The organism is Halorubrum sp. (assembly GCF_046498025.1).
GTDB lineage: Archaea > Halobacteriota > Halobacteria > Halobacteriales > Haloferacaceae > Halorubrum.
On record NZ_JAWOBM010000045.1, the window covers coordinates 1 to 13110 of the forward strand.

The 13110-nt window shown below is 66.1% G+C and carries 11 protein-coding genes and 1 pseudogene; 11 read left to right on the top strand and 1 reads right to left on the bottom strand.

The window, feature by feature from the left end; all coding sequences use genetic code 11:
- Positions 1 to 120 precede the first annotated feature (120 nt).
- The 3 genes and pseudogenes from R6U01_RS09780 to R6U01_RS09790 form a co-directional block, all read left to right on the top strand.
- Positions 121 to 987, top strand: a pseudogene (locus tag R6U01_RS09780) (type I restriction endonuclease); the annotation flags it as partial.
- Positions 964 to 1500, top strand: a complete 537-nt coding sequence (locus R6U01_RS09785; RefSeq protein WP_410286279.1) for a dihydrofolate reductase — start codon at positions 964 to 966, stop codon at positions 1498 to 1500. The pseudogene R6U01_RS09780 and the gene R6U01_RS09785, both read left to right, overlap by 24 nt.
- A 165-nt stretch (positions 1501 to 1665) precedes the next feature.
- Positions 1666 to 3429: a histidine kinase N-terminal 7TM domain-containing protein gene (locus R6U01_RS09790; RefSeq protein WP_410286269.1), complete on the top strand. Its 1764-nt coding sequence runs from the start codon at positions 1666 to 1668 to the stop codon at positions 3427 to 3429.
- 60 nt (positions 3430 to 3489) lie between these two features.
- Here the strand turns inward: R6U01_RS09790 and R6U01_RS09795 are convergent, their stop codons facing one another.
- Positions 3490 to 4272, bottom strand: coding sequence for an SAM-dependent methyltransferase (locus R6U01_RS09795; RefSeq protein WP_410286270.1), 783 nt, complete (start codon positions 4270 to 4272; stop codon positions 3490 to 3492).
- Positions 4273 to 4788: 516 nt separating this feature from the next.
- Here R6U01_RS09795 and R6U01_RS09800 point away from each other — a divergent pair.
- The 8 genes from R6U01_RS09800 to R6U01_RS09835 all read left to right on the top strand — a co-directional run.
- A complete protein-coding gene (locus R6U01_RS09800) occupies positions 4789 to 7707 on the top strand; it encodes a type II/IV secretion system ATPase subunit (RefSeq protein ID WP_410286271.1) in 2919 nt (972 codons plus the stop codon).
- Positions 7704 to 8024 (top strand): 50S ribosomal protein P1, encoded by a 321-nt coding sequence (locus R6U01_RS09805; RefSeq protein WP_410286272.1) that lies wholly within the window; start codon positions 7704 to 7706, stop codon positions 8022 to 8024. The genes R6U01_RS09800 and R6U01_RS09805 overlap by 4 nt, the downstream gene beginning before the upstream one ends.
- Before the next feature lie 7 nt (positions 8025 to 8031).
- A complete protein-coding gene (locus tag R6U01_RS09810) occupies positions 8032 to 10065 on the top strand; it encodes a type II secretion system F family protein (protein ID WP_410286273.1) in 2034 nt (677 codons plus the stop codon).
- Positions 10062 to 10574, top strand: coding sequence for a hypothetical protein (locus tag R6U01_RS09815; RefSeq protein WP_410286274.1), 513 nt, complete (start codon positions 10062 to 10064; stop codon positions 10572 to 10574). Before R6U01_RS09810 ends, R6U01_RS09815 begins: the two co-directional genes overlap by 4 nt.
- A gap of 1 nt (position 10575) precedes the next feature.
- Positions 10576 to 11184, top strand: coding sequence for a hypothetical protein (locus R6U01_RS09820; RefSeq protein ID WP_410286275.1), 609 nt, complete (start codon positions 10576 to 10578; stop codon positions 11182 to 11184).
- Positions 11172 to 12128 (top strand): hypothetical protein, encoded by a 957-nt coding sequence (locus R6U01_RS09825; protein ID WP_410286276.1) that lies wholly within the window; start codon positions 11172 to 11174, stop codon positions 12126 to 12128. Before R6U01_RS09820 ends, R6U01_RS09825 begins: the two co-directional genes overlap by 13 nt.
- Positions 12121 to 12600 (top strand): hypothetical protein, encoded by a 480-nt coding sequence (locus R6U01_RS09830; protein ID WP_410286277.1) that lies wholly within the window; start codon positions 12121 to 12123, stop codon positions 12598 to 12600. The genes R6U01_RS09825 and R6U01_RS09830 overlap by 8 nt, the downstream gene beginning before the upstream one ends.
- Positions 12593 to 13110 (top strand): hypothetical protein (locus tag R6U01_RS09835; RefSeq protein ID WP_410286278.1); only part of this gene is annotated, 518 nt, incomplete at its 3' end. The genes R6U01_RS09830 and R6U01_RS09835, both read left to right, overlap by 8 nt.

Below are 13110 nucleotides of genomic sequence, written 5' to 3' on the forward strand. Positions count from 1 at the left end.
GAACACTTTCAGCGAAGCTGGCTAGGCCTCATTAAAATGGCCGACAACGAGGCATAGCAGGCTGATGCGAGCAGGAGCAGTGATGACGACCAACAACAAAATTAAGGGCTCAGAATGACCATGACCACACCCGAAAGCCAACTAGAAGAGAACCTGATCGCTAAACTCGGCGATCTCAAATACACCCACCGCCCGGACATCCACGACCGCGCCACCCTCGAAGGCAACTTCCGCAAACACTTCGAGGACCTCAACCGCGTCCAGCTCACCGACGGCGAATTCAAGCGCCTCCTCGACGAGATCATCACCCCCGACGTCTTCACCGCCGCGACCCTGCTCCGCGAGATCAACAGCTTCACCCGCGACGACGACACGCCGCTCAATTACACCCTCGTCAATATCAAGGACTGGTGCAAGAACACCTTCGAGGTCGTCAACCAGCTCCGCATCAACACCGACTACAGCTTCCAACGCTACGACGTGATGCTACTGATAAACGGCGTCCCCGCCGTCCAGATCGAGCTCAAGACCCTCGGCATCAGCCCCCGCCGGGCTATGCAGCAGATCGTCGAGTACAAAAAAGACCCTGGCAACGGCTATACCAAGACCCTGCTGTGCTTCGTCCAGCTCTTCATCGTCTCCAACCAGACCGAGACTTACTACTTCGCCAATAACAACGACCGCCATTTCACCTTCGACGCCGACGAAAACTTCCTGCCCATCTACCAGCACGCCGACGAGGACAACGCCAAGATCACTTACCTGGACGACTTCGCCGAGTCCTTTCTGCCCAAGTGCATACTCGGCACGACCATCAGCCGCTACATGGTCCTCGTTGCCTCTGAGCAGAAGATGCTCATGATGCGCCCCTATCAGGTTTACGCCGTCGAGGCCATCGACCAGTGCATCCGCGAGAACCGCGGCAACGGCTACATCTGGCACACCACCGGCTCGGGCAAGACGCTGACCTCTTTTAAGGCCTCCACGCTCCTCAACCAACTCGTTAGCGTCGCCGCGCTCGCGGAGAACCGCGTGATCGGCAACGACGGCGGCGTCCCGTGGCCCGACCTCCCGGAGGACGTCCGCCAGTACCGCGAACGCGTCGCGGACTCGCCGGTGATCCTCGGTCACAAGACCTTCGAGTCCATGCGCGGGGACCTTCCCGGACGACGACAGATCGTCGTGAGCCGCACCGTCGACGCGGTCGACGACCCCACCGCTGTCGTCGCCGGGGGCGTCGACGCGGCGATCGAACTCGCCCGCGAGCTGGTCGGCGACAGGGCCGATCCGGAAACGGCCGTCTACGTCCTCGGCGGCGGGACGATCTACGAACTGTTCCAGCCCCGCGTCGACCGGATGGCCCTTAGCCACGTCGACGGCGTCTACGAAGGCGACACCCGCTTTCCGGCGTGGGACGAGGTGGAGTGGCGCGTGGTCGGCGAGACTGAGTACGAGGGGTTCACGCTCCGGGAGTGGGTCCGGCGGTCGAACGCCTCCTGAGCACGTTTCCGCCCGGGCCCGTCGGTCCCGCCGGCGCACCCGCCGCGCTTCTCCGTCGCTCGGCGTCAGCGGATCGGCCCACAGATGTCAGTCGTCCTTGACGAAGGTTCTCACGTCTGCGAGTTAGGACGGAAAATTAAGTAGACGCATTCTCCCGATCCGAGTATGGCGGTGTCGTGGTGGTTCGTCGGACTGTTCGCGCTCTCGGCAGCGACCTGTTTCGCCGCTGCGCTCCGCGGCTCTCGCCTACGGAACGGCGACGCCCGCCGCGGCCTCCGATGGCTTCTGGTCATTGTCGGCCTCTGGGGGGCCCTGCAGGCGGGCGTGCTGGTCGTCGGCGAGGAGTCGACGGCGATCGCGCTGTACACGCTCTCGCTGGCCGTCGGCTTCGCGACGGTGTTCGCGTGGCTCTACTTCGCCTCCGCGTACGCCGGTCACGGCTACCACCGGCGACCGACGTATCGATGGGCCGGGATCGCGGTCTACGTCGTCGTCGTGGCGACGAAGGTCACGAACCCGATTCACGGGCGGTACTTCGTCGCCGAGTTCCGGACCGAGCCCGTTCGACGCCTCGTCGTCGATCAGGGGGCGTTATACTGGGGGTCGTTCGCCCTCGCGTACGCCCTGACGGCCGTCGGCTTCTACCTGCTGTATCGGCTCTACCGAGAAAGCGAGCAGTCCTCGTGGACGCTCGTCGCGCTGTTCGCGGCGACCGGACTCGCGGTCGTTCCGAACCTCCTCGCCCGGCTGGTACCGGTCCCGCTGCCGGAGTTGAGCTACGAGCCGCTCGGCGTCGCGGTCTTCGCGGTGGGGATCGTCTACCTCGTGGAGGACACCTTCCTCGCGGTCGAACGGACCGCGACGCGCTCGTTCGTCGAGCGCACCGCGGGCGGCGTCCTCGTCTTCGACCCCGACGGACGGCTCCGCGATCACAACGAGCGGGCCGCGGAGCTGTTCCCCTCGATAGCACACGGGGAGACGCGCGTCGAAGCGATCTCGCCCGCTATCGCCGAGGCGTCCCGGGAGGAGCGACCCACCCTTATCGACATCTGCGAGGACGAGGACGCCACGCGGACCTACTGCGTCACGGGCGAGTCGCTCACCGTCGGCAGCCAGGACTTCGGCTGGGCGCTGCTCGTACAGGACGTGACCGACATCGAGCGACAGCGCGAGCGTCTCGAGGGCCACGAGGAGCGGCTCGGCGATATGGCCGGTGCGATCGCTCACGAGCTGCGGAATGCCGTCGCGATCGCCGACGGCTACCTCGCGGAAGCTGCCGATCAGATCGAGGAGGGAGACGAGGACGGCCCGGCCGAGTCCGTTGCGGTGGCGCGCCGTCGGGTCGCCCGCATCGGCGACGCCGTCGAGGACCTCCACACGCTAGTGCGGCACGCGCGCGACGACGGTGAGCCGACACTCGTGCCCTTCGAAGAAGCTGTCGCCGGCGCGGAGCGCGCCGCCGTCGTCGATCTGACGGTCGTCACCGAGGGTGCCGGACGGGTGTTCGCGACGCCGACGCGCCTCAAGCAGGTGTTCAAGAACGCGTTCGCGTTCGCCGCGTTCAACGACGCGACGACGGTCACCGTCTCGCTGGCCGACGACGGCTTCGCTATCGCCGACGACGGACGGTACGCCGCCGCCGATGGCGGATCGCTCCTCTTCGAGTACGAGAGCGCCGAGCCGAGCGCCGACGCGGGCATGTCCCTGCCGAACGTCCGCGCGCTCGCCCGGGTCGAAGGGTGGACCGTGGAGCCCGACCTCGGGAACGAGGACGGGGTCAGATACGTCGTCCGCGGGGTGACCGTGGAATCGGTCCCGGCCGACTCCGACCAGACGGGGCCGGTGACGGGAGCCGGTGCGTCGGGGTCGATGACGAGGACCGAAGAATCGCGATCCGCGGCGCCCTCCGGCTCCCGTTCGGCTCGGTGACTCCCGCACGGGCGCCGCGAGGGGGACGAGGGTCGCCGGTCGCGAGCCGTCGCCGCTCGGCTACTCGTCGTCGCTCTCGACGCGCTCGGCGAACCCGAACCGCGGCTTCGCCTCGTCGATCTCGACCGTCAGGGTCTCGCCGACCGCGGCGTCCGGGACGAAAATCGAGTACCCCTCGACGTAAGCGATCCCGTCGCCCTCGTCGCCGAGCTCCTCGACGGTCACCTCCAGCCGGTCGCCCGCCGCGACCGGGGCCGTGTTGAGCCCCTTGGCGACGAGGTACACCTCCGAGGAGGAGTCGCGGGAGGCCGGCGGCACGACGGTCCGGAGGTACTCGAACTCCGCGCGCACGTCCTCGCGGAAGGCGTCGAGGTCCTCCCCTTGGAACACCTTCACGACGAAGTCGCCGCCGGGGGCGAGCAGCTCCTCGGCCACGTCGAACGCCTGCCGCGCGAGGTGGACCGACCGGGCGTGATCGAGGGCGTACTCGCCGGTCATGTTCGGCGCCATGTCGGAGATCACGACGTCCGCGCCGCGCTCGCCGACGGCCTCGCGCAGGTAGTGACGGGTGCGCTCCTGGGTCATGTCGCCGCGGATCGTCTCCACGTCGTGGTCCTCGAAGTCGTCGATGCGCTGGAGGTCGACGCCGACGACGGTGCCCGACGCGCCGACCTCCTCGGCCGCGACCTGGAGCCACCCGCCGGGCGCGGCGCCGAGGTCGACGACGGTGTCGCCGGGCTCGAAGAGGTCCGCCTCCTCGTCGAGCTGTTTCAGCTTGTAGGAGGCCCGGCTGCGATACCCCTGCTGTTTCGACCGGTTGTAGTACTCGTCTTTCCCCGACATGGCTACCTCACCGAACCCGACGATGTCTTTTCGGGCGCCGGCGCGTGCGAACCTGCGTTCATACTCTGGATGACGCGGCCGAACCGGAAAGGCACATCGCATGTGCGGCCGTGCGGCCCTCGCGGCCGGCCCGGCCGCCTCGCGCGTCGGCGGGGTCGTCTTCGGAGCGACGTTCGACCGTCCACCCCTGGATTACCGAGGACGGAACCGGAGACACGTTCACATAGTTACAATTCCGACACCGCCCGTTTCAAGCGAGACCTGAAGCCGAGGAAGACCGCTTCTCCCGTCGGATTTTCGCCGCTTTCCGCGCGGATCGGGACCGAGACGGGAACTCGGTATTAGACGATTACTTCCCGATCGAGACACACATTCACGAATTCCTATAAGAGCCTTAACAAAGTTGTACCGACCGGTAGTCGGGGGTGATGACCGATGTTGACACGCCGATAACTGTCTCTCTGACGGGAACCGCGAGTCGGCGAACCATCGAGCGACACAGGGGGGAATAGGAGCATGAGTGGAGAAGCGATGGACTCGGAGTCGATCGACGCCGCGTCACCACCCGACGACGAGACCCGGGTCGCCCTCGGTGAGTACACGTGGAAAGAGTTCATGCGGGAGCACGAGTACGGTGAGCAGGTCGAGACGCTCTATCGAGACGTCGACGCCGACGGGACGTGGGACACGCTGGTACCGTTCTACGGGAACGGTAGCCGTTCCGTTCCGGGACGGGACGACTGGGCGCGCGTCGAGTTCGACCCGACCCCGTATCTCGGGTGTCCGCCGGACGCGTTCGAGGACCGGCTCCGTGACGCCGCGAGCGCGGGCGCCGGGTTCGACCGCGCGTTCAGGAAGTGGATCGACGACACTCCCGTCACGAAAGACGAGTACACCTGGGAACACTTCAAGTGGGAGTACTACTACGAGGACGGCCGGCTCCCCCGGACGCCGGAGGGGGAGCCGATTCCGTTCGAACCGGAGCAGTACCTCGGGTTCGACCCGGACGATATCGAATCGGTCCTCGCCGGCGGAGCCGAGCAGGCCGCCGAGATGCTCGAACTCGAGGACCGGCGGACGGTAAACGTCAATCCCGACCTCGACGAGGACGCCTTCTTCTCGACGGCCGAGGGGCGGACGACGCTCGTGAACCGGTACGACCTCGAGAAGGCCGTCTCGATGGACAAGAAACGGCACTTCTTCGAGGAGGAGCGGTACTGGGTCGACAAACCCAACGCGCTCGTCGTCATTTTTCATTCGGCGAAGGAAAACGAAAAGAAATACTACGTGATCGAGCCGTACCTCAACGACATCGAGACGGACCTCGTGGAGTTCTTCTCGGAGAAGCTCCGGACGAGCATCAAGTATTCCGACGAGGATATCGTCGTTCAGGGGACCGACGAGGACCGCCGACAGGTCCTCGAAGACGAGACGAAGTGGTTGATCGACCGGCACGACCTCCGCGATCAACCGGACGACGCCGCTTCGTCCGAGCGAACGTTCTTCGAGGGGCTCGCGGCACTGGACGTGCCGACCGTTCTCGAGCGACTCGAGCGGATGGACCCCGCGGGCGTCCTCGACGGGCGACACCGGACGAACGGAGCCGAGGCGGCGCCCGACGGTTCGACGAGCGAGGACGGGGAGCCCGGCGAGCTCGCCGGTATCTCCGCCCGTCCGGAACCCGCCGTGCTCGAGGAGGACTCCGGTCGGCTCACCGAGTATCAGATCGAGAAACTACTGCACGTCATCCGGCGCGACTTCATCGGGTACGAGCGGATCGACCCGATCAAACACGACATCAACATCGAGGACATCTCCTGTGACGGCTACAACTCGCCGGTGTTCGTGTATCACACCGACTACGAGAACCTGATCACGAACGTCCGACACGGCGAGGAGCGGCTCGACAACTTCGTGATCAAACTCGCCCAACGGTCCGGCAAGGGGATCTCGAAACGCCAACCACAGGTCGACGCGACCCTCCCGGACGGTTCGCGCGCGCAGCTGACGCTCGGGAAGGAGGTCTCCGATCACGGGACGAACTACACCATTCGGCAGTTCAACGACGTCCCGTTCACGCCGGTCGACCTCATCAACTGGAAGACGTTCAGCCTGGACGAGATGGCCTTCCTCTGGCTCTGTATCGAGAGCAAGAAATCGCTGATATTCGCCGGCGGAACCGCCTCCGGGAAGACCACGAGTCTGAACGCGGTTTCGCTTTTCATCCCGTCGAACTCCAAGATCGTCTCGATCGAGGACACGCGCGAGGTCGAGCTTCCGCAGCGCAACTGGGTCGCGAGCGTGACCCGGCCCTCGTTCAGTCAGGACAACGCCGGTGACGTCGACGAGTTCGACCTCCTCGAGGCGGCGTTACGCCAGCGGCCGGATTTCATCGTGATGGGCGAGGTCCGGGGCGAGGAAGGTCGAACGCTCTTCCAGGTGATGTCCACCGGTCACACGACGTACACCACGTTCCACGCCGACACGGTGGACGAAGTGCTCAAGCGGTTCACCACGGACCCGATCAACGTCTCGAAGACGCTGTTCACGGCGCTCGATCTCGTCTCGGTCCAGACCCAGACCAAGGTCGACGGCACGAAGGTCCGACGGAACAAGACGATCACCGAGATCAACTCCTACGACGCCGAGAACAACGAGATCAGCGTCCAAGACATCTACCAGTGGCAGCCGGAAGACGACGAGTTCAGACAGCACGGCAACTCGAAAAAGCTCCAGGAGATCGCCTTCGATCGCGGCTGGTCGGCGGCTCAACTCGAGGAGGAGCGGTTCGAGCGCCGAGCCGTCCTCTCGTATCTCATCACGAACGGGCTCAACACCTACACGGAGGTGGCGGCGACGCTCCAGGCGTACATCAACGACTCCGAGACGATCCTGACGCTCATCGCGAACGGGAACCTCGAGGAGAGCCTGAAAGACCTCCGGGAGATGGAGTCCGTGCTGATCGAAGTCGACTCCGAGAAGGAGGCGCTGGTCCCCCGTCCGGAGCCCGACGCGGACGTCCTCGCGGAGGCCGAAGCGGTCATCGAGGAGGCGCAGAGCCGGGTCTTCGAGGAGTACCGAGGACGGCAGGCGGGAACCGTCCTCGACGCCCTCTCGAAGACGACGCGGGAGGAGGACATCACCGCCTCGGGAGACCTCGACAGACAGGTGCTGGCGTCGGTCACCGACCAGTCCGACATCGGCGTCGCCGGCGACCCGCCGACCGACGGCGACCCGCTGACCGACGACGCCCCCCCGATCGACGGCGACCCGCTGACCGACGACGATCCGCCGACCGACGGCGCCCCCCCGACCGACGGCGACACCGAAACCGCACCGCCAGTCGACCCGTCCTCGGAGGACACGAACGGCCGGGGCGTCGACGTGAACCGACCCGCGACCGACGACGGGGACGAACAGGAGGAGCAGTCATGAACTACGCTTACGCGACGCTGCTGTTGACGGAATCCGGTGAAGAGATCAACGAACGGAACCTGACCGCGGTGCTTGAGGCGGCCGGAACAGCGGTCGAGGCGTCCCGGGTGAAAGCGATCGTCGCCGCGCTGGAGGACGTCGACACCGAGGAGGCGGCTTCCGTGCAGGTCGACGGCGGTCCGACCGACCGCGACGGCGACTCCCCCGAGGAGGCGCCCGACGACGGTTCGGATCCGGTCTCGGGGGGTGAGGTCGCCGACGCTCCGACGGCCGAGGAAGACGCCGGCGGGTCCGACGCCCGGCCGGAAGGGGGGTGAGACCGACATGGGAACCGAATCAGTCACCAGTCACGCCCGAGGGCGCTACCCCCGCCTCGACGCCCTCGTCGACGCCTTTCGCCCGCTCTACGAGCGACTGTTCGACGAGGACAACTCCCTCGTCATCGACTTGGAGGAGAAGCTCGCCCAGGCGCGGATGGACGAGTCCGTCGACCTGTATCTCACGCGGGCGCTGGCGTACGGGATCACGAGCGGACTGCTGTTGTGGCTGGTCGGGGTGGTCGGGAGCACGGCGCTGGTCTGGTCGGGGACCGTCGAGATCGGCACCCTCACCGGGATCCGTATCCCGAACGAGACGATCCTGTCTCTGATCGAGACGGCGCGCATCCCGTCTCTGATCGTCTCGACCGGCCTCCTGTTCGGCTCGGTCGGCTTCGCCGCGGTCGTGGGGGCCTCTCTCGCGGTCCCGTACAGTCGGGCGGCGAGCCGGAAGCGGGAGATCGACACGCTGCTGCCCGACGCCGTGTCGTTCATGTACGCGCTCTCGCTCGGCGGGATGAGCCAGGTGGAGATCATCGAGACGATGGCGGCGGCCGACGACACCTACGGGGAGGTGTCTCAGGAGTTCCGGACCATCCTGCAGGAGACGCGATACTTCGACACGGACTACCGGTCGGCCATTCAAAAGCGGGCAGCGAAGACGCCGAGCACCGAGCTCAGCCAGTTCTTCACGGACATGCTGTCGATAATCGACAGCGGCGGGAGCATGACCGAGTTCCTCGACGACAAGAAGGACGTTCACTTCCGGACGGTCAAGGAGGAGCAGAAGCAGACGCTCGAGACGCTCGAGCTGTTCAGCGAGATGTACATCACGCTCTCGCTGTTTCCGCTGCTTCTGATCGTGATCCTCGTCATCCTGGATATGATCGGCGGCGGCCAGACGATCTTCCTGTACGCGACCGTGTACGCGTTGATTCCGGGGCTCGGAATCACGTTTCTGGTGATCGTCGCGACGATCAGAACCGACGAACCCGGCGACGGCTACCTCGATATCGAGGATACCGACCGCCGGTTCGAGGTCGGGGACTCGGGCCCGCTGGACCTCGGGCTCATCAACAAGTTCAGGGGGTCGTATCACGTCTTCGACCGGATCGCCGAGAGCGAGGGGATGAACGAGGCAATAGCGGTGATCAAGCGTCCGCACGTGTTCCTGCGCGAGAACCCGTTGTACACGCTCGCGATCACCGTTCCGGCCGCGCTCGGATTCGTGGCCGTCGCCGCGGTAACGGGGTCGGTTCCGGTGTCCTGGAGCGGCGTCGTCGAACGCCCGGTCTGGTCGACGCTCATCTACGTGTACGTCCCGCTGTTCGGCGTCTGTATCCCGTTTTCCGTCTTCTGGGAGTGGAGCTACCGGCGCCGGCGAGCGATCCTCAAGGGCCTCTCGGAAAACCTTCGGAAGCTGGCGAGCGCGAACGCGACCGGGCTCACCCTCCTGGAGTCCATCAAGGTGGTCGCCGACACGACGCCGGGGAAACTGGGCGAGGAGTTCGACACCATGTACGCCAAGAGCAGATACGGGATGCACCTCAAGGAGTCGCTGGTCGTTTTCAACAACAAGTACCACATCCCGCGGCTGGCGCGGACGGTCATGCTCATCGGCAAGGCGCAGGAGATCTCGAGTCAGATCTCCTCGGTGCTGTCGACGGCCGCGAAGGCGACCGAGACCCAAGAGGACATCGAACGGGACCGTAGACAGCGCGCGATGATGCAGGTGGCGATCATCATCATGACGTATCTCACGCTTCTGGGCGTGATGGCGCTGTTGAAATCACAGTTCGTCGACGTCATGGTCGACGTCACGGAGCAGACCGGGGGCGCCACGAGCGCCGCCGGTCAGAACTTCGGCGCGACGATGGACCTGGGCCTCCTCTCGCTGCTGTTCTTCCACGCGGTGACGATCCAGGCGGTCCTGTCGGGGCTCGTCTGCGGCTACATCCGGAACGCGAACCTGATGTCGGGCGTGAAGTACGTGGTCGCGCTTCTGATCGCCGCGCTGGCCGTGTGGATGGTGGTCGCATGAGCGACCCGCGGCCTCGCTCGACCGACCGCGAGCGCGGACAGACGCTCCCGGACTTCGCCGTCGGCATCGCCGTCTTCCTGGTGACGATCACGTTCGTCGTCGTCTTCGTTCCGCAGCTGATCGTTCCCTTCGAGGACCCGGAACGGCCGGCGGTCGCCGAGCGGGTCGCGAGCGACCTGAGCAGGGACGCGCTCGCGGAACGAGAGACACCGTCGATGCTGAACGAGAGTCGCACGCTCGCCTTCTTCGACGAGGAGCTCGAGACGGAACGGCTCGGTGTCGACTCGAGGTACTCGGTCAACGTGACGCTTCGCAACGCGTCGAGCGACGCGCGGGCGTCGGCGGTTCTCTGTGCCGACGGCGACTCGATACGCGACTGCGACGCCGCCGGCGGTCCGCCGCTCGAAGCCGGACCGTCGGTCCCCGAGGACGATCGATCGGTCAGTACGGCCAGAGTCGGTGTCTTCACCGACGGAACCGACGCCGTCCTCGAAGTGAGGGTGTGGTAGCATGGCGGACCGCGGGCAGATCTTCACCCTCGAAGCGGTCGTCGCGGCGATACTCCTCCTGGGCTCGGTCGCGTTCGCACTGCAGGCGGTCGCGATCACGTCGAACACGGCGAGCGCCGGCGACACGGAGATCGAGAGCCACCACCGGGGGCTCGCCGAGGGCGTCATCAACGCGGCCGTCGAGAACGGATCGCTCCAACGCACCCTCCTGTACTGGGACGAGGACGCCAGTGAGTTCTACAACGCGGACGCCGACGGGCACTACGTGTCCCGACTGCCGCCGACCCCGGACGGCACGGCGTTCGGCGACGCTCTGGAGCGGCGGTTCGGCGACCGACAGGTGAGATACAACGTGAACCTGTACTACCGAAACGCGGCGGGCGATCGAGAGCGGCAGCGACTCGTCGAATCGGGGACTCCGAGCGAGAGCGCCGTCCGGGTCGTAGAGACGGTGACGCTGTACGACGACACCGCGCTCGTCGCGGAGAACGGAACCGCTCGGGAGACCACGCTCGCGGACGCCGAGTCGGATTTCTACGCGCCGAACGTCGACGAGGACGGTCCGCTGTACACCGTCGTTCACGTGGAGGTGGTGCTGTGGCGGACCTGACGACGCGGTCCGACGACCGGGCACAGCTGATCCTCGTCGCCGCGGTCGGCCTCGCGATCCTGCTCACGCTGATGACGGTCGCGCTGAACACGGCCGTGTTCGGCGAGATTCACGTCGCGCAGACGGACGACAGCCTCACCGAGGAACGCGGGGTCATCGAGTACCAAGACAGCCTGGAACGAGGCGTCGGCGGGGCGATCGCCCCGCTCAATCGAGAGCACGACGAGTACGAGACCCTGCGAAGCGAACTCGACGATTCGGTCGCGACCTGGAGTGCCCTCTCGCGATCCGAACAGCTCCGCGACGGAACGGCGACGACCGCCTCGGTGGAGCGCGTGAGATACGAGACCCGAATCGTTCAGAACGAATCGAGGGCGTTCGTCGACGGGAGCGGAGACGCGAACTGGGAGGTCGCGGCGAACGTCTCGGACGTCCGCGGATTCGAAGCGGACGTGGCCGAGACCGACCTCGTCGGCGGGAGCGACTGCGTGGACGACGGATCGTGTTTCAGCGTGGAGGTCGAGGGGGCAGACGGGAACGTCTGGCGACTCTCCGTGTACGACGACGACGGCGTGGAGATATTCGTCCAACCCGCATCGGGGGGTAGCGAAACGTATACCGCCAGCAGTTCGGCAGCACTCAACGTCACTGACGGGACCGTCGACGGGTCGGACGAGTTCACCTCGTTCTTGGAGGACGGCGGACTCGCGGCGCCGTACACCGTTCGGTACGCGAACGCCGACGACGTCAGCGGCACGTACGAGCTCACGGTCGACCGGAGGATCGTCGACGGGAGCATCGCGGACGACGACCGCTACGGCGTGACCGGTTCCCCGCGGATCGAAGCCGGGATCTCGGCCGCGGAGGTCCGCCTCCGATACCGGTCCCCGGATCTCCTCTACGAGACCAACGCGACGATCGCGTCGGGTGAGAGCGATGGATGACCGCGCCGTCTCGACGAGCGTGAGCTACGTCCTCGCTCTGGCGATCGTCGCGCTCCTGATCTCGGGGCTCGTCGTCGGCTTCGCCCCGCTCGTCACCGGCCAACAACAGGACACCGTCCGCTCCACGATGACGGTGTTCGGCAACGACCTCGCCGGGGACATCGACAGCGCCGACCGACTCGCGGCGACGGCCGGCGACGACGGGACCGTCGAACTCGACGCGCGGCTCCCGGACCGCGTGGGCGGGACCCCCTACGAGATCGAGCTGCTGAACAGGACCGGCGAGACCGGACACCCCGGGTACCACTACGACATCGAGCTTCGGAGCGCCGACCCGGAGACGACCGTCAGCGTCGCCGTTCGGTCGCGACATCCCCTCGAAGTCGAATCCGGGGGCCTCGACGGCGGACGCATCCGGATCGAGCTCGTCCGCGAGGGGACCGAGTCCAAGTTGGTGATACGGAATGCGTGACGGCGACCGCGGACAGAGCGAGCTCGTCGGCTTCGTGCTGATCTTCGGTATCGTGGTCCTCACCGTCGGACTCGTCACCGCGACCGGCTTCGCCGGCGTGACGAACGTCCAGGACTACCAGCGGACCACCAACGTCGAGGGGGCGTTCACCGCCTTGGCGGGGAACGTCGAGGAGGTGGTCCGGGGAGACGCTCCGAGCCGCGCGACCGCGATCGGTATCACCGACGCGTCGCTGTCGCTCGAAGCGAACTCGTCGGGCGTCGACGTCGCGGTCGACGGGGAACAGCTCGATCTCGAGGGAGCCAACCGGACCGGAACGATCGTCTACGACTCGGGGTCGAACACGGCGATCACCTACCGAAGCGGCGCGTTGCTCCGCCGGGACGGGGAGGACTCGGTCATGTTCCGAGAGCCGGACTTCGTCATCACCGACGAGGAAGTGATCCTGCCGCTGACCGCCCTGTCGTCGGACCGGGCGTCCGAGATCGGCGGCACGTCGACCGTCGACGT